Origin of the sequence: Mesorhizobium sp. M2E.F.Ca.ET.219.01.1.1, from assembly GCF_004016445.2 — a bacterium.
In the GTDB taxonomy this organism is placed as follows: Bacteria; Pseudomonadota; Alphaproteobacteria; order Rhizobiales; family Rhizobiaceae; genus Mesorhizobium.
In genome coordinates this window covers 551288-573590 of the sequence record NZ_SADT02000001.1, presented here as the reverse complement: position 1 = coordinate 573590, position 22303 = coordinate 551288, and the positions used below count along the sequence as shown (strand labels likewise).

General features: G+C 64.1%; 21 protein-coding genes and 1 pseudogene. 17 read left to right on the top strand and 5 right to left on the bottom strand.

Annotation, left to right across the window (positions count from 1 at the left end; genetic code table 11):
* Nucleotides 1–109 precede the first annotated feature (109 nt).
* From EN862_RS02675 to EN862_RS02630, 10 genes are all read left to right on the top strand, one after another.
* A complete protein-coding gene (locus tag EN862_RS02675) occupies nt 110–778 on the top strand; it encodes a response regulator transcription factor (protein ID WP_042640505.1) in 669 nt (222 codons plus the stop codon).
* Between the two features lie 91 nt (nt 779–869).
* Nucleotides 870–2126 carry a flagellar hook protein FlgE gene (locus tag EN862_RS02670; protein WP_127864322.1) on the top strand — a complete coding sequence of 419 codons (1257 nt, stop codon included), beginning with the start codon at nt 870–872 and terminating at the stop codon, nt 2124–2126.
* 30 nt (nt 2127–2156) lie between these two features.
* On the top strand, nt 2157–3608 hold the full coding sequence (gene flgK / locus EN862_RS02665; RefSeq protein ID WP_127864321.1) for a flagellar hook-associated protein FlgK: 1452 nt from the start codon (nt 2157–2159) through the stop codon (nt 3606–3608).
* Nucleotides 3609–3611: 3 nt separating this feature from the next.
* Complete coding sequence (locus tag EN862_RS02660; RefSeq protein ID WP_127864320.1) at nt 3612–4661, top strand: flagellar hook-associated family protein; 1050 nt, start codon at nt 3612–3614, stop codon at nt 4659–4661.
* A gap of 31 nt (nt 4662–4692) precedes the next feature.
* Nucleotides 4693–5040 (top strand): flagellar biosynthesis regulator FlaF, encoded by a 348-nt coding sequence (gene flaF, locus EN862_RS02655; protein ID WP_042640513.1) that lies wholly within the window; start codon nt 4693–4695, stop codon nt 5038–5040.
* Nucleotides 5037–5474, top strand: a complete 438-nt coding sequence (flbT, locus tag EN862_RS02650; RefSeq protein WP_127864319.1) for a flagellar biosynthesis repressor FlbT — start codon at nt 5037–5039, stop codon at nt 5472–5474. The genes flaF and flbT overlap by 4 nt, the downstream gene beginning before the upstream one ends.
* A 1-nt stretch (nt 5475) precedes the next feature.
* On the top strand, nt 5476–5883 hold the full coding sequence (flgD, locus tag EN862_RS02645) for a flagellar hook assembly protein FlgD (protein WP_095817139.1): 408 nt from the start codon (nt 5476–5478) through the stop codon (nt 5881–5883).
* 128 nt (nt 5884–6011) lie between these two features.
* Nucleotides 6012–6278: a flagellar biosynthesis protein FliQ gene (gene fliQ, locus EN862_RS02640; protein WP_040989996.1), complete on the top strand. Its 267-nt coding sequence runs from the start codon at nt 6012–6014 to the stop codon at nt 6276–6278.
* Between the two features lie 141 nt (nt 6279–6419).
* Nucleotides 6420–8285, top strand: a complete 1866-nt coding sequence (asnB, locus tag EN862_RS02635; protein WP_127864318.1) for an asparagine synthase (glutamine-hydrolyzing) — start codon at nt 6420–6422, stop codon at nt 8283–8285.
* Between the two features lie 151 nt (nt 8286–8436).
* Nucleotides 8437–10080: an MFS transporter gene (locus tag EN862_RS02630; protein ID WP_127864317.1), complete on the top strand. Its 1644-nt coding sequence runs from the start codon at nt 8437–8439 to the stop codon at nt 10078–10080.
* Nucleotides 10081–10092: 12 nt separating this feature from the next.
* On the opposite strand, the gene EN862_RS02625 is transcribed toward EN862_RS02630, so the two are convergent.
* The 3 genes from EN862_RS02625 to EN862_RS02615 form a co-directional block, all read right to left on the bottom strand.
* Nucleotides 10093–11478, bottom strand: coding sequence for an FAD-binding oxidoreductase (locus EN862_RS02625; RefSeq protein WP_127864316.1), 1386 nt, complete (start codon nt 11476–11478; stop codon nt 10093–10095).
* Nucleotides 11479–11672: 194 nt separating this feature from the next.
* Complete coding sequence (locus EN862_RS02620) at nt 11673–13454, bottom strand: chloride channel protein (protein WP_127864315.1); 1782 nt, start codon at nt 13452–13454, stop codon at nt 11673–11675.
* Nucleotides 13455–13591: 137 nt separating this feature from the next.
* A complete protein-coding gene (locus EN862_RS02615; RefSeq protein ID WP_127864314.1) occupies nt 13592–13891 on the bottom strand; it encodes a putative quinol monooxygenase in 300 nt (99 codons plus the stop codon).
* A 121-nt stretch (nt 13892–14012) separates the two neighbouring features.
* Between EN862_RS02615 and flhA the strand changes: the two genes are divergently transcribed.
* Genes flhA through EN862_RS02600 form a run of 3 tightly spaced genes read left to right on the top strand, consistent with a single transcriptional unit; the run spans nt 14013 to nt 17238 of the window.
* The gene (flhA, locus tag EN862_RS02610) at nt 14013–16100 is read left to right on the top strand and encodes a flagellar biosynthesis protein FlhA (protein ID WP_127864313.1); all 2088 of its coding nucleotides are present in this window, start codon (nt 14013–14015) and stop codon (nt 16098–16100) included.
* A complete protein-coding gene (gene fliR / locus EN862_RS02605; protein WP_127864312.1) occupies nt 16097–16849 on the top strand; it encodes a flagellar biosynthetic protein FliR in 753 nt (250 codons plus the stop codon). The genes flhA and fliR overlap by 4 nt, the downstream gene beginning before the upstream one ends.
* 5 nt (nt 16850–16854) lie before the next feature.
* Complete coding sequence (locus tag EN862_RS02600; RefSeq protein WP_127864311.1) at nt 16855–17238, top strand: hypothetical protein; 384 nt, start codon at nt 16855–16857, stop codon at nt 17236–17238.
* 342 nt (nt 17239–17580) lie between these two features.
* On the opposite strand, the gene EN862_RS02595 is transcribed toward EN862_RS02600, so the two are convergent.
* Nucleotides 17581–18459, bottom strand: coding sequence for an AraC family transcriptional regulator (locus tag EN862_RS02595; RefSeq protein WP_210235649.1), 879 nt, complete (start codon nt 18457–18459; stop codon nt 17581–17583).
* A 261-nt stretch (nt 18460–18720) separates the two neighbouring features.
* On the opposite strand from EN862_RS02595, the gene EN862_RS02590 reads away from it, so the two are divergent.
* The 3 genes and pseudogenes from EN862_RS02590 to EN862_RS02580 form a co-directional block, all read left to right on the top strand.
* A complete protein-coding gene (locus tag EN862_RS02590; protein ID WP_210235648.1) occupies nt 18721–19668 on the top strand; it encodes an alpha/beta fold hydrolase in 948 nt (315 codons plus the stop codon).
* Nucleotides 19665–20573, top strand: a complete 909-nt coding sequence (locus EN862_RS02585) for an SDR family NAD(P)-dependent oxidoreductase (protein WP_127864310.1) — start codon at nt 19665–19667, stop codon at nt 20571–20573. The genes EN862_RS02590 and EN862_RS02585 overlap by 4 nt, the downstream gene beginning before the upstream one ends.
* A gap of 284 nt (nt 20574–20857) precedes the next feature.
* Nucleotides 20858–20977, top strand: a pseudogene (locus EN862_RS02580) (IS6 family transposase); the annotation flags it as partial.
* A 47-nt stretch (nt 20978–21024) separates the two neighbouring features.
* Here EN862_RS02580 and EN862_RS02575 read toward each other — a convergent pair.
* Nucleotides 21025–21651 carry a 4-hydroxyphenylacetate 3-hydroxylase C-terminal domain-containing protein gene (locus EN862_RS02575; RefSeq protein ID WP_245519481.1) on the bottom strand — a complete coding sequence of 209 codons (627 nt, stop codon included), beginning with the start codon at nt 21649–21651 and terminating at the stop codon, nt 21025–21027.
* An 80-nt stretch (nt 21652–21731) separates the two neighbouring features.
* Between EN862_RS02575 and EN862_RS02570 the strand changes: the two genes are divergently transcribed.
* A complete protein-coding gene (locus EN862_RS02570; protein ID WP_245519480.1) occupies nt 21732–22301 on the top strand; it encodes a rod-binding protein in 570 nt (189 codons plus the stop codon).
* Nucleotides 22302–22303: the final 2 nt, after the last annotated feature.

Sequence of the window (22303 nt, the reverse complement as noted above, 5' to 3'; positions counted from 1 at the left end):
AAAAAAACTCCCAAGAAAATAGCTACAAGAAATGATGGTTTTTCAGGATTCGTCGACCCGGCTACCCCTTTCCCCACGGGGCAAATGAATTGATTCGGAGGGCGGGCCGATGATCGTTATCGTTGACGAGCGAGAGCTCGTGACTGAGGGCTACTCTTCACTTTTCGATCGCGAGGGCGTGGCCACGGCCGGTTTCGCGCCAGGTGAATTCGGCGAGTGGGTGAGTTCCGCCGCCGACACCGATCTCAGATCCGTCAGGGCCTTTCTCATCGGCGACTGCCGCGAGGGCGCGGTATCGCCGCGCCAGATCCGCGACCGGACCGGCGCGCCGGTCATTGCGCTCAGCGAGCATCACTCGCTCGAACATACGTTGCGGCTTTTCGAAAGCGGCGTCGACGATGTCGTCCGCAAGCCAGTCCATATCCGCGAGATCCTTGCGCGCATCACCGCCATTCGCCGCCGCGGCTCCGAAGAGGCTGCCTACACCGAAGTCGGCTCGATGCGCATCTTCATGGATGGCCGCGATCCGGAGATCGACGGCGAGCCGCTGCCGCTGCCACGGCGCGAGCGGCGCATCCTGGAATATCTGGCCAGCAACCGCGGCCGGCGCGTGACCAAGACGCAGGTCTTCAACGCCATCTACGGCATCTTCGACGAGGAGGTCGAGGAGAACGTGGTGGAGAGCCACATCTCGAAGCTGCGCAAGAAGCTGCGCGAGAAGCTCGGCCACGACCCGATCGATTCCAAGCGGTTCCTCGGCTACCGGCTGGTGTTTTGATGGCCGTCCAAGGCACATCCCGCGCCAGCTTCGCGCAAGACACGAGGCATAGTTTTGTGGCCTCCTACCCAGGCATTGCGGAGATCAATCGATGAGCCTCTACGGAATGATGCGGACCGGCGTTTCCGGTATGAACGCGCAGGCCAACCGCTTGTCCACGGTGGCCGACAACATCGCCAACTCCGATACCACCGGCTACAAGCGCTCTTCGGCCGAGTTCTCGTCACTGATCATGCCTGGCACCGGCGGAGCCTATAATTCCGGCGGCGTGACGACGACGATCCGCTCGGCCATCAGCACGCAAGGCGTCATGACCTACACCACTTCGGTGTCGGATCTTGCCGTCAACGGCGATGGCTTCTTCGTCGTGCAGGATGCCAGCGGCACGCCCTATCTGACCCGCGCCGGCTCCTTCGTCCCGGATGCGCAGGGCCGGCTGGTCAATGCCGCGGGCTACCAGCTGATGGCCTACGACTACGCCAATGGCGATCCGGCCGCGACCGCCAACGGCTTCGAAGGCCTCGTGCCGGTGCAGATCTCCGATCAGGAAATGACGGCGACGCCAAGCACGCAAGGCATCTTCAGCGGCAACCTGCCGGCAGGCGCCACTCCGGTCGCGGCCGGCAGCCTACCCTCCACCAATAGCGCGACTGCCCAATACACGTCGAAAACCTCGCTGGTCGCCTACGACAATCTCGGCAACAAGAAGCTGCTCGACGTCTACTTCACCAACACCGGCGCCGGCACCTGGCAGGTCGCTGTCTTCGACCAGTCGAAGGCAACGCCGGGCACCTCCTTCCCCTATACGGGCGGCGCGCTGGGTACGGCCAACCTCACCTTCGACACCACCACCGGCAAGCTCACCGGCGCGACCACGGGCGTCTCCTTCACCGTTCCAGGCGGCCAGAGCCTCAACCTCGATCTCTCCAAGCTGACCCAGCTCGGTACCGGCTTCACCGTCGCCGACGCCAAGGTCAACGGCAACGCGCCGAGCTCCATCCAGAAGGTCCAGATCGGCCAGGACGGCATCATCTACGCGCAGTTCGCCGACGGCTCGACCAAGGCGCTTTACAAGATCCCGCTGGCCGACGTTCAGAGCCCAGACAACCTCACCGCCATGCCCGGCAACGTCTATGTGGAGAGCACCGATTCCGGCGCGGTCCATATCGGCTTTGCCAATGAGGGCAAGCTCGGCTCCATCGTCTCCGGCGCGCTTGAAAACTCAAATGTCGATATCGCCGAGGAACTGACCAACATGATTGCGGCGCAGCGCAGCTACACCGCCAATTCCAAGGTCTTCCAGACCGGCTCGGACCTGATGGACGTCCTCGTCAACCTGAAGAGATAAACGACGGGCGCCGTCCCGTGAAAGATCAGCATGTCGCTTTCCTCCGCACTAAGCATTGCCCAGTCGGCGCTTCTGGCCACGTCCAAGCAAACCAGCGTCGTATCGCGCAATGTGGCCGATGCGTCGAACCCGGACTACACCCGTCGCATCGCCGTGGTGACCAGCACGGCGCCCGGCGCCAGGGCGGTGGAAATCCAGCGTACCGCGAATGACCTTCTGTTCCGCCAGAACCTTTCGGCGCTGTCGGCATGGAGCGGCCAAAGCGCGCTTTACGACGGCATGGATCAGCTCGATCTGTCGGTCAACGGGGTCGACAATGCGTCGTCGCCCTCGACGGCAATCGCCAACCTGCAGAAAGCCCTGCAGCTCTACGCCACAACGCCGTCGAACCAGAACCTTGGCACCAGCGTCGTCGACGCCGCCAAGCAGGTGGTGAATTCGCTGAACAGCGGCACCAAGGCGATCCAGGATTTCCGCACCCAGGCGGACAGCCAGATCGCCACGGCCGTCAACGATCTCAACTCGCTGCTGAGCCAGTTCCAGGACGCCAACAGGGCCGTTATCTCGGGCACCCGCTCGGGCACGGACGTGTCCGACGCGCTCGACCAGCGCGACGCGCTTTTGAAGAAGATATCGGAATATGTCCCGATCTCGACCTTCACGCGCGGCGACAACGACATGGTCATCACCACCAGGGACGGCTCGACGCTGTTCGAGACCGTGCCGCGTTCGGTGACCTTCACGCCATCGTCCGGCTATTCGGCCGGCACGCCCGGCAACACGGTCTACATCGACAACGTGCCGGTTTCCGCCGGCACCGGCGACAACACCACGGCCGATGGCAAGCTTGCGGGCCTGTTGAAGCTGCGCGACGGCGTCGCCTCGACCATGCAAAGCCAGCTCGACGAAATCGCGCGCGGCCTGATCACGGCATTTGCCGAGACCGCGCCGTCGCAACCCAATGCGACCGGCCTGTTCACATGGTCCGGCGCGCCGGCAATTCCGGCAGCGGGCACCCTGGTCGATGGCCTCGCCGGCTCGATCAGCGTCAACGCCGCCTTCGATCCGAGCGCCGGCGGCAACCCGGCGCTGTTGCGCGACGGCGGCGCCAACGGTGCGGCCTATGTCGTCAACACCGGCGGCGCATCCTATGCGGACCTATTGATCAGTTACGGCAACAAGCTTGATCAGCCGATGGCCTTCGATACTTCCACCGGCATCGCCGTCAGTTCGGGCGTCTCCGACTACGCGGCCAATGCCATCGGCTGGTTCGAAGGCGTGCGCCAGCAGGCCTCGACCAATGCCGATAGCAAACAGGCGCTGGCGGCACGCACGGCCGAGGCGCTGTCCAACGACACCGGGGTCAATGTCGACCAGGAGATGTCCCTGCTTCTCGACCTCGAGCACACCTATCAGGCATCCGCGCATATGATGAAAACGGTGGGCGACATGCTGGACTCCCTGTTGGCCGCGGTGGGATAATTCATGAAAGCGACAGGCGTTTCCTCAGCTGCCATTTCCAACGCGCTGCGCTACCAGCAGGCGAGGATGCAGGCCGACCTCGTCAAGGCGACGAAAGAATCACAGACCGGCACGGTCGCCGATATCGGCCTGGCGCTTGGCAGCCGCACGACCCAGGCCGTCACCTTCCAGCGCGATCTCGACCGGCTGAACGGCATTGTCGATTCCAACGCGCTCGTGACGGCGCGCCTGAAATCGACCCAGGATTCCCTCGGCCAGATCGCCAACAGCGCGCAGAGCTTCCTGTCGGCGCTGACCAGCGGCGTGTCGGGCGACTCTTCGACCAGCATCCTGCGGACCGCCGGCGCCTCGGCGCTGCAGCAGATGACCGGCATCCTGAACACCAGCGTCAACGGCGAATATCTGTTTGCCGGCACCAACACCGACGTCAAGCCGATCGACGACTTCAACGCCGCCGGCTCGCCGGCCAAGGCGGCGTTCGACGCCGCCTTTACCAGCTATTTCGGCTTTTCCCAGACAGCCCCGGCGGCAGCCAACATCACCGCCGCGCAGATGGACAACTTCATCACCACGCAGGTCGAGCCGCAATTCCTGGGCTCCGGCTGGCAGGCCAACTGGTCGAGCGCCACCGACGAACAGATCACCAGCCGCATTTCGCTCAACGAGACCACCCAGACCTCGGTCAGCGCCAACGACCTAGGCATCCGCAAGCTCGCCATGGCGGCCGCCATGGTCAGCAGCCTGATGACCGGCAGCTTCAGCGAGGCCGCGCAGAACGCTGTCGTCGGCCGCGCGCAGGCGCTGGTCGGCGAAGCCATCGGCGGTATCACCCAAATACGGGCCGAGACCGGCATTGCGCAGCAGCGCGTGTCCGATGCCAGCGACCGCATGAAGACCCAGGTCGACCTCTTCGAGAAGCACATCGTTGATCTTGAAGGGGTCGATCCCGCGGAAGCGGCGACCCGCGTGGCCGACCTGACACAGCATATCGAGACATCCTTTGCCTTGACCGCGCGTCTGCAGCAGCTCAGCCTGCTCAACTATCTGACTTGAACACGTAAACCGGAACGCCAGAGCGCCGACGATGTATCAATTCTCCTACGCCGACATCCAGACCGACTCCGTCGCCGACGCCAAGGACCGGGAGCGGCAGTTGCTCACGCGCTCGATCGACATGCTGGCGGCGGCGGCCGCGGTCGGCACCGACTCCATGGAGGCGGTCGAGGCGCTGCACTTCACCAACCGCATCTGGACCACCTTCGTCGAGGATCTCGGCTCCAGTGACAACGCGCTCCCCAAGGAGCTGCGCGCCAACCTGATCTCCATCGGCTTGTGGCTGCTGCGCGAGACAGAGGACATCCGCCAGGGCCGCACCAACAATTTCGAAGGATTGATCGAGGTTTCTCAGATCATCCGAGACGGCATCCAATGACCAACACGCTGAAGATCTCGCTGAAGCCCAACGAGAAGATCTACATCAACGGCGCTGTCATCCGCGTCGATCGCAAGGTCACCATCGAGCTGATGAACGATGTGCAGTTCCTGCTCGAAAGCCATGTCATCCAGGCCGACCAGGCCTCGACGCCGCTCAGGCAGCTCTATTTCATCGTGCAGATCATGCTGATCAATCCCGCTGGCGCCGCGGAAGCTCGCGACATGTTCCGCCGCTCGCTGCCGATGTTGATCGCAAGCTTCGACAACCAGGACATCTGCAACAGCCTGAAGCAGATCGACCGCATGGTCGGTGAGGACGAGATCTACGAGGCGCTGAAGGCGATCCGCGCGCTCTATCCACTCGAGCGCAAGGCGCTCGAAGGCAATGACGACATTCCCGAGACGCCCCGCGCACTGGCTGTAGGAGCATAAGATGGCCGTCGACATGACGACAACGATCCCGGTTGGCGCCAACCAAGCCAGCCAGAAGACCTCGAAGACGGCGGTGGACTACCAGTCGTTCCTGAAGCTGTTGATCGCCGAGATGAAGAACCAGGATCCGACCAAGCCGATGGATTCGACGCAATATGTCGCGCAGCTCGCCACCTTCTCTCAGGTCGAGCAGTCGGTGCAGACCAACACCAAGCTCGACCAGATCATGCAATCCTCGGCGCTCTCGCAAGCCGATGCGCTGATCGGCCGCTCGATCACCTCGGCCGACGGCAAGACCACCGGCACGGTGGCCTCGGTGACGCTCTCCAGCAACGGCCTGATCGCCGTGCTGCAGGATGGCACCAAGGTTCCGGTCGGCGCCGGCGTATCGATCAAGCCGGCCAGCTAAAGCATGTCTCCCGAAAGTGGGAACCGGCTTCGGGATAAAGACATGCGTAAAACCAAAGACCTAAAGCGCATGGAGCGAATCCGAAGGATCGCGACGCGCTTTAGTCTGACCGCTGGGGGTGTGCCCGCATGAATGAGGCCGATGCCCTCGATATCGTCCAGTACGCGGTGTGGACGGTTCTCACCGCCTCAGCCCCCGTGGTGCTGGTGGCGATGGTGGTCGGTATCGGCATCGCGCTCATCCAGGCGCTGACCCAAATCCAGGAAATCACGCTGACCTTCGTGCCGAAGATCGTCGCCATCATGCTCGTGGTGGCGCTGACCGGCCCGTTCATCGGCAGCCAGATCTCGGCCTTCACCAACGTCATCTTCGAGCGCATCGAGCACGGCTTCTGACGCAAAGCGTTAAGCGAGCGTCACGCGCTTTCTGCAGGCCGTAAGATCGCTTGCGGCGACTTTAGTTGCAGCTAGATTGCAAGTCGTTGTCTCACGCGATTTTCAGGAAGCGATGCATCAGGCAAGAACGGCCGGCGGGCCATGTGCGGAATAGCCGGCGTCTGGCGAAAGCGCGATCCGATCGGCAGCGGCGATCTTTCCGATGTGGCCCGCATGATGCAGGCATTGGCGCATCGCGGTCCCGACGATCACGGCAACTGGAACAACGCCCGACTGGCGCTCGGGCATCGCCGGCTGACCATCATCGACCCCTCACCCGCCGCGCGCGAGCCGATGCTGACCGCATCCGGGGACGGTGTGCTGTGCTACAATGGCGAGGTCTATAATTTTCGCGCGCTACGCAAGACGCTGGAGGCGGAAGGCCTGACGTTCCGCACGGTGTCCGATACCGAGGTGGTGCTTCAGGCCTTGCATCACTGGGGCCCGCAAAAAGCGGTGCCGTTGTTCGACGGCATGTTCTCCTTCGCCTATTTCGATGCCCGCGACGGCACCTTGTGGCTTGCCAGGGACAGGCTTGGCATCAAGCCATTGTCGGTCGCCGATGCCGGCGACCGCTTGCTGTTCGCCTCCGAGGACAAGGCGATCCTCGCTTGCCATGACTTTGCGCGCCGTATCGACACGCGCGAGCTGACATTGCGGCTGGCCTGGCAGAGTCGCGATTCGAGCTACAGCGTCTTCGACGGCATCGAGCGGCTGCCGCCGGCCGGCCTGTGGCGGATCACCGGAGATGGAATCGAGAAGCGCCGCTTCTGGCATGTCCTCGATGTAATCGAGACGGCGCGCATCGCCGGCGACAAGACATCCGACGCCGAACACATGGCGACGCTTCAAACGTTGCTGGAGGAAAGTGTCGAGCTGCACTGCATCGCCGACACCAGCCTTGCCACCGCCTGCAGCGGCGGTGTCGATTCCGGCCTGATCACCGCGCTCGCCAAGCGCTTCAGGCCGGAGCTGCACGGTTACGTCGTCGACCAGAAACTCGGCCGCAGCGAAGCATCGGACGCCGAGCGCACCGGCCGCCATGTCGGTGTCGGCCTGCGCCGGGTACCCTTCGACAGGGACCGGTTCCTTGAGCTTTGGCCGCGTGCGGTCTGGTATCTCGAAACCGACGGCTGGCATGCCAGCCATGCGGCGCTGCTGGCGCTGGCCGAGCAATGCCGCGCCGATGGCGTCAAGGTGCTGCTCACCGGCGAGGGCTCCGATGAGCTTTTCGGCGGCTACAAATGGCAGGCATCGACAATGCGGCTCTGGCGCCACTCCTGGCTGCAGCGCCTGTTCCGCTCGAAGGCCAGACGCGACCGCAAATTCGCCGAACTACGCCGCGCACCGTTCCGCAACTCGATCGGCCGCGGCTCGCCCTCCGAGCGCAGCATGGCGCTCAGAGCCCTGTCGCCCGAGTTGAATTTCCTGCAGACGAAGCTGTTCGACAGGCTGGACGGCGTCACGCCCCTCGACGACCGCGCCTTCCTGGCAAGCTGCTTCTACGACCTCTACTCGCATCTGCAGGACCTGCTGCACAGGCATGACCGGCTGAGCATGGCGGCTTCCGTCGAGCTCAGGGTGCCGTTCCTCGAGAACCGGCTCATCGACTTCGCCCTTCACCTGCCGCGCCGGCAGAAATACCGCGACGGAACCGGCAAGTGGCTGCTGAAGAAAGTCGCCGAACACCATCTGCCGCGCGAAAACATTCGTGCGGCAAAGATCGGCTTCGACATGGCCGATGCTTTTTCGGCCGGCACGCAAGGGCTGCTGCGCGGCGGTCTGCTCCGCGACGCGATGAAATGGTCTTCTTCCGAGTTGGATGACCTCATCGACTTGGCAAGGGGCCAGGAATCGTCGCGCCTGCGTCTCGTCGGCATGGAAATGCTGCTCAGGCTCTACGTCGGTGGCGACACGACGGGCGACCTGACCGAAGCCCTGCACGCCGAAACGAGAGGCGAGAAATAGCCAGGGGTTGGTCCAGACCGGCAAGATGCTTGGTTTAAAGCTTCGCCGACGCATTTTCGCCTTTGCCATCCTGTTGTTGGGTCGCACTCTTTGACGAGTCGCCCTCCCTTCTGGGCGCGGCGAGCCTCAAATAGCGGACGAAGGCCCAACCATGATCGACGACGAGCCGGAAAGCGAACGCGTCTCCGCGCTGGCGCCGTTCCGGCACGGCATCTTCCGCGCAGTCTGGGCGGCCAGCCTGGTGTCGAATTTCGGCGGTCTGATCCAGGGCGTCGGCGCCGCTTGGATGATGACCACGATCGCCACCTCGTCCTATCAGGTGGCGCTGGTCCAGGCCTCGACCACCTTGCCGATCATGCTGTTCGCACTCGTCGCCGGCGCCATCGCCGACAGCTTTAACCGCCGCAAGGTGATGCTGGTGGCGCAGACCTTCATGCTGGTCGTCTCGGCGCTGCTCACCTTGTTCACCTGGCAAGGCTGGATGACGCCCTGGACGCTGCTTGCCTTCACCTTCCTGATCGACAGCGGCACGGCGCTGAACAGCCCGTCATGGCAGGCATCGGTAGGCGACATGGTGCCGCGCGCTAAGGTGCCGGCGGCGGTCGCGCTCAATTCGCTGGGCTTCAACATCACCCGCAGCATCGGTCCGGCAATTGGCGGCGTCATCGTCGCCGCCGCGGGTGCTGCCGCTGCCTTTGCCGCCAACGCCGTCAGCTATATCGGCCTGATCGTCGTGCTCGCCCGCTGGAAGCCGGCGCTGCCCGAGCAGACCTTGCCGCGCGAGTCGCTGGGCGCGGCAATGGGCGCCGGCCTGCGCTATGTCGCCATGTCGCCCAACATCGCCAAGGTGCTGGTGCGCGGTTCCGCCTTCGGCTTCAGCGCCGGCGCGGTGCTGGCGCTGCTGCCGCTGGTGGCGCGTGACGTCGTCAAGGGCGATGCGCTGACCTACGGCATCATGCTCGGCGCCTTCGGCATCGGCGCGGTCGGCGGCGCGCTGATCAGCGTGCGGCTGCGGCAATTGCTGTCGAGCGAGGTGATGGTGCGCATGGCGTTTGCCGGCTTCGCGCTCTGCGCCTTCAACGCCGCCGTCAGCCACAATGCCTGGCAGACGTCGGCGGGCCTGCTCATCGGCGGCGCCTGCTGGGTGATCGCGCTCTCGCATTTCAACGTCACAGTGCAGATGTCGACGCCGCGCTGGGTGGTCGGCCGCGTGCTGTCGATCTACCAGACGGCGACCTTCGGCGGCATCGCGCTGGGCAGCTGGATCTGGGGCGTTGTCGCCGACGCACATGGCGCCGAGATCGCGCTGATCGCGGCGGCGGTCGCCATGCTTGCCGGCGCGGCGATCGGCTTCGTCCTGCCATTGCCGAAGCAGACGGTGCTCAACCTCGATCCGCTCAACCGCTTCAAGGAGCCGATGCTTTCGCTCGACCTTAAGCCGCGCAGCGGCCCGATCGCCATCATGATAGAGTACATCATCCGCGAGGAGGACGTCCCGGAGTTCCTGGCAACCATGGCCGAGCGCGGTCGTATCCGCCGCCGTGACGGCGCGCGCAACTGGACGCTCGCGCGGGATCTCGAAAATCCCGGCATCTGGATCGAGCACTACCACACGCCGACCTGGGTCGAGTATATCCGCCACAACCGGCGCGCCACCCATGCCGATGCCGTGGTCGGCGAACGCATCCGCGCGCTGCACAGCGGCGAGAACCCGCCGCGCGTGCGCCGCATGATCGAGCGCCCGACCACGGCAGGCACGACGCTTGTGTCGCCCAAGGGCCCGATCGATCACTGATCTTCCGGCCGATCAGTGGCCTGTGATGCTGTCGGCAAGGGCGGCCAGCCTTGAAGTGTGGCCGAGCCCAGCCGCCTCGCGCTCGTCGGCGACGCGGTAGAGCTGATACATCGAATGGACGCCCAGCCAGCGGAACGGCTCCGGCTCCCAGGGCCGCACCTTGCGGTTAACCCAGGGCAGCCGCGTCAACTCCGTATCCTGGCCGAGCACGAGATCGGTCAGCGTGCGCCCGGAAAGGTTTGAACTCGACACGCCGAGCCCGACATAGCCGCCGGCCCAGCCTATGCGTGTCGCGGGATCGAGGCCCACCGTCGTGCACCAGTCGCGTGGCACGCCGAGCACGCCGCACCAGGCGTGGTCGATGCGGCATGCGGCTGTCTGCGGCAGGAGCGTCGTCAGGATCGTGTGCAGCTGGTCGATCGTTGCCTGCTGCGTCTGCCCGTTGACGTCGGTGCGCGAGCCATAGCGATAGGGCACGCCGCGCCCGCCCATGGTGACGCGTCCTTCCCGTGTGCGCTGCGCATAGCAATAGGCATGCGCGGCATTGCCGAGAAGCTCATGGCCCTCCCACCCGATCTGGCGCCAGAGCTCTTCCGAAAGCGGCTCGGTGACGATCTGCGCGCTGTTGAGCGCCAGCCAGGTGCGCTCCTCGCCCGGGATGCCGGCAGTGAACCCTTCCGTCGCGCGGATGATGGTTTCGGCCCGCACCGTACCGCGATCCGTTGCCACGACGCTCTTGGCGATCGCAGTCACCGTCGTCTTCTCGTAGATGGAAACGCCGAGGCGCTCGACCGCCGCCGCCAGCCCGCGCACCAGCTTTGCCGGCTGCACGCGCGCCTGGCCGTGGATGACGAAGCCGCCCATGACATTTTTGATCTTGATGCGCGCCCGCGTCGCCTCGGCGTCAAGCAGCTCGATCCGTTCGGGATCGGCATCCCAGGAGCGGGTCGTCTCCCATTCCTCGCGCACCCGCTCCAACTGCGCCGGATTGGTGGCGACCGTCAGATTATCGACGCGGCGGATGTCGGCATCGATGCCCTCTTCCGTCGCCACCCGGATCACCTCGTCGACACAGCCGGCCATCGCCTTCTGCATGGCGGTGACGCCTTGCCGTGTCGAATTCTTCAGATATTTCTCGCGTGACCAGCCGAAGCCGCCCGACAGCCAGCCGCCATTGCGCCCTGAGGCGCCGAAGCCGGCGAACTCGCGTTCGATGAGCACGATGCGCAGCGAGGGCCTGACCTTCTTCAGATAATAGGCCGTCCACAGCCCCGTATAGCCGGCGCCGACGATCGCGACATCCGCCTCGATGTCGCCCGGCAAAGGCGGACGCGGCGCGGGGATGGCGCCCAGATCCGCATACCAGAACGAGATATCGCCGTTGCGCTTGACTTGCATGGGTGGCTTCCAGGGGTGATCGTCTTAGAGACCGTTTCGAAATTCGCTCCGGCGAGTCATATGATGGCGGTTTCGAGAACCGGAGCGGAGCGGACATTCAGGTCCGTGAGCACCGGAAGCGCAGAAAACGCCACCAGATGGCCGCCGGAGTGGATTTTCCAACGGTCTCTTATTGGCTGGGCTGTCGATAGTGGTCAACCTTCGCCTGACAGGTCGCGCCGCGCCTTGTCGAGCTCCTCGGCGTAGCGGCGCATCAGATGGCTTTCGGTCAGCAGGCCGAGAACGATGCGCTCGTCGAAATCCTCGACCACCGCCAGTTCTTCGGCCCCGGTGCGCTGGAAGGTCTCGGCCGCGGTCTGGACGTTCATCGAAGGCACCAGCACCGCATCCTTGAACTGGGCCAGCGCGCTCACCGGCGTCTCGTCGTCAGAGCGGTCGCTGTGCAGTTCCGGCACCAGCAGCATGCCGACATATTGGTCGGCCTGCTCGACGGCGATGACGCGCTGCGCCGAGCCGAGCGGGACCTCCTTGCGGAATTCGGCGAGCGTGGTCGAGGCGGGAATGGTGCGGACGTCCTTGCGCATCATCGAGCCGACGGTGAGGCTGCGCATCCAGCCGACGTCATGCGCGCTGCGGATCGTCTCGCCGCGCAGATGGAAGCGCCAGGTCGAGAAGGAGTAGCCGAAGGTTTCGCGCACCAGGATCGCCGACATGATCGAGGCCGCCAGCACCACGCCGGTGAGCGTCAGGTCACGGGTCGATTCCAACGCCAGGAACGTCATGGTCAGCGGACCGCCGACGACGCCGACCGCAAGCGAGGTCATGCCGACGACGGCGGCGACCGCCGGGTCGATGCCGGCCGACGGCGCGGTCATCGCCATGACGCCGGCAAAGACCTTGCCGAGCAAAGCGCCCAGGAACAATGAAGCGAAGAACAGGCCGCCACGAAAGCCGGAGCCGAGCGAGATGGCCGAAGCTGCCAGCTTCATCACGAAGACGCTCGCCACCACCGGAAGCGCGTAATTCATGGCGAACTCGCGGTGCAGCGCGCCATGCCCGCTGGAAAGCACCTGCGGCGTGACCAGCCCGAGCAGACCGACGAAGATGCCGCCGATGAAGGGCCTGACCGAGGCGTCGATCGACAGCCGCACGAAGATGCTCTCGACGATGCTCACCAGATGCATGATCGCGATCGAGGCCGCGCCGCCGAGCAGGCCCAGCAGGAGGAACGGCACATACTCGCCGGCGGTCAAATTCGGCAGACCCGACAATTCCAGCGGAAACGGCACGCCGCCGAACATTTCCGCCGTCAGCGAGGCTGAGATCGCCGCCGCCATCACCGGCGCCACATTGGCGACGGAGTAGATGCCGATGATCAGCTCGAACCCGTAGAAGGCGCCGGTCAGCGGCGCGTCGAAAGCGGCCGCGATCGCGCCGGCCGCGCCACAGCCGACCAGGATGCGCACGTCGTTGCGGCGCAGCCGGAAGGCTCGCGCCAGCCGGGAAGCGATGCCGGAGCCGATCTGCGTGTAGCCGGCTTCCAATCCGACCGAGGCGCCGAAGCCCGAGGAAATCATCGTCTGCGCCACGATGATGAAGGTGTCAGTCAGCGACATGCGCCCGCCATAGAGCGCGTTGGCCTCGATCGGGTCGACAGGCGTGCGGAATTTGTACCGTCTGAGCCAGATCACAGAAAGGCCGAGCAAAAGACCGCCGATGGCTGGGAACATTGCCTGCACCGGATCGGCGAGCGAGAACATCGCCGACAGCCGGCCGCCCGGCTGCACATCGAACAGCACATAATGCATGCCTTGCACCAGCGCGCTCATGCCGGTGACCAGCGCGCCCGCGATGACGCCGACCATGCCGGCCATCAGCACGATCACGATGCCGCGTGCCTCGAGCACGGGGATCGAGCTGATCAGCACCGCGCGAAGCCGGCGGGCGTAGACTTGTGGGTCGTTTCTGGCAGGCAACGGAACGGCTCGCCGGTATGCGGAAGAAAAGAACTGTCGTGCCTGATACGCGCGGCGGCTATGCGTGGCAACCGCAATGCCGACCGCTTATGGCGCCAATTTGGCGTTGCGTGAATTAGTCTTAATGCCTCGGACGTTCAGGTCGGCGCGCCGCCGGCCGTTTCGTAAAGCATGAGCCTGCGATCGCCGATGCCGAGTTCCGCCCAGCTCGCGCGCCATTCGGCGATATGCGCCGATTTGAAATGCGCTTCGAGCGCGGCGCGGTCGCTCCAGGCTTCCGAAACATGGATGAGCCCGGCGTCCAGCACATCCTGCGCGTAGGAATAGTGAAGGCAGCCCGGCTCGGCGCGGCTTGCCAGGATCATGCGTTGCATCGCCGGCCTTGCCCGTTCGAGCCTGTCGGCTGATAGCCGGATCGTGCCGGTGATCAGAAGCATTTGCCATCCTTTCGCAAGACCGAGGCAAGGTCCCGTAGCCACTCTCCCACCTTCGCGCAAGCTTGGAGGGTTACGGTCGAGGGCCTGCCTTGTGCGTGGCGGTTCTTGATTTGGGGACGACATGGCGATCAGCGAAACACTCCCGTCCGGCCTGGCGGCGAAGAACGGCCGCGACGTCTTCTTCGCGCTCGGCATCGTCGTCATCCTGGCGGTGCTGTTCCTGCCGATCCCCGCCTTCCTCATCGATATCGGCCTTGCCTTCTCGATCGCGCTCTCGGTGCTGATCCTGATGGTGGCGCTGTGGATCCAGCGGCCGCTCGATTTCTCGTCCTTCCCGACCGTGCTGCTTATCGCCACGATGCTTAGGCTGTCGCTCAACATCGCCACCACGCGCATGATCCTGTCGCACGGCAATGAGGGCACGCATGCAGCCGGCTATGTCATCTCCGGCTTCTCGAAGCTGGTGATGTCGAGCGACTTCGTCATCGGCCTCATCGTCTTCATGATCCTGATCGTGGTGAACTTCATCGTCATCACCAAGGGCGCCACCCGTATCGCCGAGGTCGGCGCGCGCTTCACCCTCGACGCCATCCCCGGCAAGCAGATGTCGATCGACGCCGACCTTTCCGCCGGCATGATCGACGACAAGACGGCGCAGCTGCGCCGCCGCGAGCTGGAGGAGGAATCTTCCTTCTTCGGCTCGATGGACGGCGCCTCGAAATTCGTGCGCGGCGACGCCATCGCCGGCCTGATCATCACCGCCATCAACATCGTCGGCGGCATCGCCATCGGCTATCTGCGCCACGGCATGGGCCTCGGCCAGGCGGCCGACGTCTTCATCAAGCTATCGGTCGGCGACGGCCTCGTCACCCAGATCCCCGCGCTCATCGTCTCGCTCGCCGCCGGCATGCTTGTCTCCAAGGGCGGCACGCGCGGCTCGGCCAACCAGGCGGTGTTCGGCCAGCTCGGCGCGCATCCGCGCGCGCTCTATGTCGCAGCCTCGCTGCTGGTCATCCTCGGCCTGATGCCCGGCCTGCCGCTGTTCCCCTTCTTCGCGCTCGCCGGCGGCATGGCCGGCCTAGGCTACATCATCCCGCTGCGCCAGCACCGCGCGCTTGCCGCCGCCGAAGCCCTGAAGACGCAGGAGAAGGCGAACAAGGTCGAGGAAGAGAAGAACTCGGTCAAGGCCTCGCTGGTCACCGCCGAGATCGAGCTTCTGATCGGCAAGCAGCTGTCGACCCGGCTGATGGTGGCGCATCAGGAACTGGTCTTCCGCATGTCGAAGATGCGCAAGAAATTCGCCCAGCAATACGGCTTCGTCGTGCCGGAAGTGCGCGTCGCCGACGACTTCGCCATTCCACCGAAGAGCTACCAGATCAAGGTGCACGGCACGGTCGTCGCCGAATACCAGATGCGCGTCGGCGAGATCATGGTGCTGCTCGGCACGCGCGGCGTGCCGGACATCCCCGGCGAGGAGATCCGCGAGCCGGCCTTCGGCATGCGCGCCTATTCGGTGCTGGAAACCTTCGCCGAGGATCTGAGGCGCGAGAACTTCACCTTCGCCGACAATATGTCGGTGCTGCTCACCCACCTGTCCGAGGTGATCCGCAACAACCTGCCGCAGCTTCTCTCCTACAAGGACATGAAGGCGCTGCTGGAGCGGCTCGACCCGGAATACCGCAAGCTCGCCGACGAGATCTGCACGTCGCATATCTCCTATCCGGGCCTGCAGGCGGTGCTGAAGCTGCTGCTCGCCGAGCGTGTCTCGATCCGCAATTTGCATCTGATCATCGAGGCCATCGCCGAGATCGCGCCGCATGTGCGCCGCACCGAGCAGATCGTCGAGCATGTGCGCATCCGCATGGCGCAGCAGATCTGCGGCGATCTGTCGGAAGGCGGCACGCTCAAGGTGCTGCGCCTCGGCAACCGCTGGGACCTCGCCTTCCACCAGAGCCTCAAGCGCGACGCCAAGGGCGAGGTGCGCGAGTTCGACATCGATCCGCGCCAGCTCGAGGAATTCGGCCAGGACGCCACCAAGGCGATCCGCAAGCATCTCGAGGCCGGCGAGCGCTTCGTTCTCGTCACCGCGCCCGACGCGCGGCCCTATGTGCGCATGATCATCGAGCGGCTGTTCACGACGCTTCCCGTGCTCAGCCATGTCGAGATCGCCAAGGGCGTCGAGATCAAGGTGCTCGGAACCATCTCGTGAACGCGCTCTCGCAAGGCGTCGTCATCGCCGCCTTCCTCGCTATCTGCCGCATCGGCGCCTGCTTCATGCTGATGCCCGGCCTGTCCAGCGCCCGCGTGCCGCTGCAGGTCCGCCTGTTCGTGTCGGTCGCCGCGACCGGCGGCCTGCTCGCCTTCCTGTGGGACCGCATCTACCCCTTCGTCGATCCGCGCCCGCAGGTGCTCGCGCCGATGATCGTCTCCGAGCTTCTCGTGGGCGGACTGATCGGAGCCATGACCAGGCTCTACATGGAAGCGCTGCGCTTCATGGGCTCGGCCATCGCCACGCTGATCGGCTATGGCGGCTCCGGCGGGCCGGCGATCGAGGAGCCGGAACCGCAGGCGGCCCTTGCCGCCATCATCTCGTTCTCGGCGCTGCTTCTGCTCTTCGTCTTCGACTTCGACCACGAGATCGTCAAGGCGCTCGTCGCCTCGTACCAGGTCGCGCCGGTCAACGTGTTCTTCAATCCCCAGGCAGCGCTGGTCGACGTCACCGACACGGTGTCGGACGCCTTCTTCCTGGTCATTCGCCTTGGCAGCCCGTTCGTCGCCTATGCCATCCTGGTCAATCTGACGATCGGCTTCGTCAACAAGCTGACGCCGCAGATCCCGGTCTATTTCATCTCGCTGCCCTTCGTCATCGCCGGCGGCATGATCATCTTCTACTTCGCCGTCGGCACCTTGCTGTCGCTCTTCGTCGACGGCTTCGTCGACCTCACCTTGGCGAGATAGGCGCCATGACGGCACGAAAAGACCGCCTGAAGAAACTGGTCAAGGTGCAGGAGCAGTTGAAGGCGTTGCACGAGACCCGCCATGCCGGCTTCCTGGCCGCCGCCGTCAAGGCGGAAGCGGAGGCCAGGGAACTGATCGAGCATTTCGACACGGACAAATCGCTGGCAGGCCTCTTTCCCGCGCTCTACCACAAGCGCATCACCGACGCGCTCGGCCGCCAGAAACAGAACCTGGAAGATGCAAGTAAGGAAGCCGCGCTGATCGCCACCGCGACGGCGCGCACCAACATGGTCGAGCGCGCCTATAAGGACGTGCGCCGCCGCGACGAACGCGAGCGCTCCGACCGCGAGCGGCTCGACCTGATCATGCAGAAGCGCGCCGAGGAGTAGCTCGGTAGCAACCCGAAGGTGATTTACGGGCGACACCACGACCGCTATGCGCCCCATGTCGGTCGTACAAGCAAACTCACTCGCTCCCCTAAGCAGACGGCGGCGCTGATCATAGTCCGAGATGCTTGTAGACATTTGTTCGCGAGAGGCCAAGATAACCGGCGTCCGGTCGCGACCCTTCAGGATCGGCTCTTCCAGGCGGATCTCGGAATGGCCAATCTGGTCGAGCGGAATCTGGCGGCCGTCCCTGCTGAATGGGAACCTATCACGGCGAGGAGGGATTCCGGGCTCACGCGTCATCGGGTCTTTCCAACCGAACTGTTACCACCGGAACCCGGAACACTATGACTTGCTGCGACGTTGCGGTGATTCCTCTCGCACTTGCTGCGGCGTTTTGCCTACCCACTCCCTGAACGCACGAGTGAAGGCGCTGTGCTCGGAGTATCCGAGGAGCAAAGCAACATCGACGATCTGCAGCCGGGGATCCCGCAGATATGACGTGGCAAGCTGATATCGCACGAAATTGAGCTCGTCGCGAAAGCCGGTGCCGGCGGTCCTCAGGCGACGCTGCAGGGTTCGAGAGGAGCAACAGAGCTTCACGCTAACCTTCTCGATATCCGGCTCTCCCTCGAGCAGCAGGTGGGCGATCGCTTTGCGAACCTGTTCGATGACTTCCGCCTCCTGCGGAAGCTGTGACAACAGGCGGTCTGCATGCTGTTCGAGAACCAGAATCAGGCCTGGGTCGGGACTCTTCAGTGGCGACGCTAGGAAGTCGAGGCCGACGCGAATGACAGGTTCAGGTCGCTCGAATTTGACAGGGCACCCGAAAAAGTCCTCGTAGGGTCGGATGTCAGTTGGCTCGAGGTGCGCAAACTCCACCGCCGACAGATTTGCGACGCCGCGCACTATGCTGCGGCAAAACTGCGTAAAAACCGCGAACCCCGTCTCGGTGACCAACCGCCCAGGACGGTACCGGCTGATGTCCCAAACAACGTCAACCCAACCGGGGCCAGCCCGCTGGGACATCGGAACCACATCGAAGATCAGCCGCTGATAGCGTTCCAGCCGCTGAAGCGCAGCGCCGAGATTGTCGCAGGCGAGCAGCACCGGCCCAAGGATGCCAAGATGCCGGGCCGTGATCGTTTGGCCGACATGCAGGCCCAGTAGCGGGTCGCCCAGGTGCTGCTCGGCGCACGCCAACATCCGCTCCCAGCGATCCACGTCCACTCCACCCAGGCCGGTCGGATCATGCTCCGGCCAGGGCTCCCCAAGCACTGACTCGGGGGTATGTCCGTGAGCCTCCAGGTACTCGTAGAGAAGTTGGGCGTACGTCTCGGGCACCACCCGTCGGTGCAACGGTTTTCCCATTCCGATTGGCATTGTCATCGTGGCGCAAAGTGTCAAGCGAGTTGTCGGGTAGTGTCAAGACTACACCGCCTGCCTCATCGAGAATTGTGGTCCGACGACTCGATGGGGAGCGCGATGTCTCAGCAATCCAGACAAATCCTGGAGCCGACCGATGTTCAGTTCACCTCGGGCGGCCTGAGCTGCAGCGCCTGGCTGTATCGCCCTTTGGGCGACGGGCCATTTCCCGTCATTGTGATGGGCCACGGCCTCGGCGGTACGAAACGGATGCGGCTGCCGGCGTTCGCCGAGCAGTTCGCGGCCGCCGGTTACGCCTGCCTTGTCTTCGACTATCGGAATTTCGGCGACAGCGAGGGCGAGCCTCGCCAGCTACTCGACATCGGGCGTGAGCTCGAAGACTGGAAGGCCGCGGTCGCCTACGCACGCAGTCTCGATGACGTGGACCCCGCGAAAATCATTCTCTGGGGTTCCTCGTTCGGCGGCGGCCATGTTCTGTCAACCGCCGCCGACGACCCCAGGCTGGCGGCCGTCATTTGCCAATGTCCCTTCACCGACGGTGTCGCGTCGAGCCTCGCCATGAATCCCGTCACCTTGCTGAAGCTCACAGTCCTGGCGCTGCGCGACCGCATCGGGTCGTGGCTGTGCGCCAGGCCGGTAATGGTCGCGACGGCAGGCCGACCGGGCACGACGGCCCTAATGAATGCGCCGGACGCCTACGACGGGTATCTCGGAATTATGCCACCCGACGGCGGCGTCCCCAACCATGTCGCGGCGCGTTTTGCGCTCGACATAATCCGCTACTTTCCGGGTCGCCGGACGCCGCAGATACGCAGCCCGATCCTGTTCTGCGTTTGCGACACCGATTCGGTCGCACCGGCGAAAACCACGCTGCGCCACGCCAGCCGCGCGCCCCGACATGAAATCAAGCGGTATGTCGACGGTCACTTCGACATCTACGTGGGGAAGGCTTTCGAACGAGTGGTCCGTGACCAACTGGACTTTCTACGCCGCACCGTTCCCACGAACTACTTTCCGAAACGCCACCAACCAGGTGCCCACGAATGACGTACGACCTCAACCGAAAAGTGGTTTTAATAACTGGCGCCGCCGGCGGCATCGGCTCGGCCACCGCACGGCAGCTCTACGCGAGGGGCGCGTCCCTGGTGCTTACCGACATGCAGCAGTCGGCAGTCGACTGCCTCGCCCAAGAGTTCGATGGCGCGCGCGTGTTGCCGCTGGCGCTGGATGTCACCGATGCCGGCGCGACGAAGGCAGTCGTGCGCAAGACCATCGAGAAATTCGGGCATCTCGATGTCGCCCTTGCCAATGCAGGAATTTCCTGGCGCGGCACGCCCGGCACCATCATGGGCTGCGATGAGCAGGAGTTCGAACACATCGTGGAGGTGGACCTATTCGGCGTGTGGCGCACCATCCGAGCCGCGCTGCCGGAGGTTGTTCGCAACGAAGGCCAGATCTTGGTAACCTCTTCCGTCTACGCCTTCCTCAACGGCGTTGCCAATGCACCCTATGCCGCCTCGAAAGCCGCGGTGGAGATGCTGACGCGATCGCTGCGGGTCGAACTCGGCGGCACCACGGCTACGGCCAGCGTTGTCTATCCGGGCTGGACCGCGACGGCGATCGCCAAGCCCGCTTTCGGCGGAAACGCTCTCGCCACACGGATGAGCGAGGTTGTGCTCCCCAGCCCTCTGCGTCGCCCCATCCAGCCTGAACAGATGGCGCGGGCGATCGTGAAGGGAATCGAGTCGCGCAGTCCCCGCATCATCGCGCCGGGCCGCTGGGCGCCCATCAATTTGCTGCGTGGCGTGTTCAACGCCGTGATGGATTGGCACTTGCGGCGGCACGCGCGCTTCCAGGAACTATTGCGCGAGCTGGAAGCGCAACAGCCTGCTCGCTCGCGGGTGCCTGCCATACAGGAGCCACGGCCAACGGATGAATGGATTTCCGCGTGACTTTTGACCTCAACGATCGCACGATCCTCATCACCGGCTCAACTGGCGGACTGGGTCGCGCGTTAGCCTCTGCGCTGCGCACCAAGGCGATCATCGCTGCCGGCGTCCCTCATTTCCCACTCCCGGGCTTTCGCGGACCATGAGGAACTGAATTTCAGACGCGCGGTGGTCGGCGCCCCATCTTCGGTGCTCTCGAAGGGCCGAATAAGTTCCGGTCTGACGGTAACTTCGACCAGATGTGGCTTTCGTTTTGCAGACTGATCGAAAGCATCCATGATCAGCGTGAACGCTTCTTCCGCAAGATGCTCAAGGACGAACCACTGTTTTCGCCGGAAAAGATTGGCACGGACGGCGCCAACACATTCCCATTCGCGATCAAAGCATCGGTCGATTCCGGACTGCTGAGAGGAGGGTTGGGACCGCTACTCCACGAGGGAACGGTCCCATCATCCTACGCCGCCTGAACGGTGCCCCGGCCGACGAGGCTGATGTCGTCCGGATTGATGAGGTCTGAACTCGTCCAGCCGGAAAGATCATATTCGCTCATGCAGTCCTTCACGATCGATTGCATCGAAGCCAGATCTCCGGTCGCGGCAGCGGCGTTCAGCGTTTCAAGCCTCAGGTTCTCATAGTTGCCGGCATAGTTTCGTTCATAAAGTTCGTGTCGTCCGCCGAATTCGGTTCCGATGGCGTCCCAAAGCAGTTTCAGCAGCTTGACGCGGTCGAGCGCTGCGTAACCGTTCGAACCGCGCACGAAGCGGTCGAGATAGGGCCGGATCGCCTCGCTCTCGAAATCGGCCGAACTCGACGGCAGGTAGATCAGCCCGCTGGCGACGTGCCGTTCGATAAGCTCCTTGATCCTGGGGTAAGCCACCGGTGCCAGCACGCGGTAAGCAAGCCCGGCATTGAGGTTGGGGAGGTTGTACCCGTCGGTACCGTCCCATGGAACCGGCGATTTGACCATGGCGTCGCCGAGCGCATGGAAGGTGTTGCGCCATGCGATGACTTCGCCGACGCCTGCCTGGACGCCGCGAAAGTCCTTTGGCGCGAAGCAGACAGCCGACCCATACATCCGCATTCCGCCTCCGTTCCCGCAAGCCTGCCACAAGCTTGTTCAGTCATTGTGCGGATAACAAAACCGGCAAAGGGCGGACTTTCTTGGCCATTTCCCCACCCAGCGACATCGTCATGGACGTTGCCCGCGCAGCGGAGCCGGCCGATGTCGAGGCCGCTCGCGCGGCGCTCCTCAGGCGCGCGGGTGGTGCGCCTGGCGCCTTCTCGGTCGACCCATCCGCGACCGTCGATGCCGGCTCCGTGCTCTCGCGTGCGACCGCCGACAAGGCGGAAGCCGCCAATCCCGCGAAGAAGTTCCAGCGCTTCGAGGCGATGGTGCTGACGACCTTCATCCAGAACATGATGCCCAAGGACACCGAGGGCGTTTACGGCAAGGGCCTGGCCGGCGACATGTGGAAGTCACAGCTCGCCGAAAAGGTTGCCGATGTCATGGCCGCGCATGGCGGCATCGGCATCGCCCGATCCATGCTCGCCGACCACTATCTCGACGGCAAGCACAAGGTGCCGGTCGGCCCCGTTGCCGGGGGACCCCAGAAGGCGGAGATCGACCAGCAGACCAGGCTTTCGACCTCGATGGTCGAGGAGCTTGAGCGCAAGGCCGCACGGTCTATGACCGGCGACGACACAACCATAAAAACGGACATCAAGATCTAGGG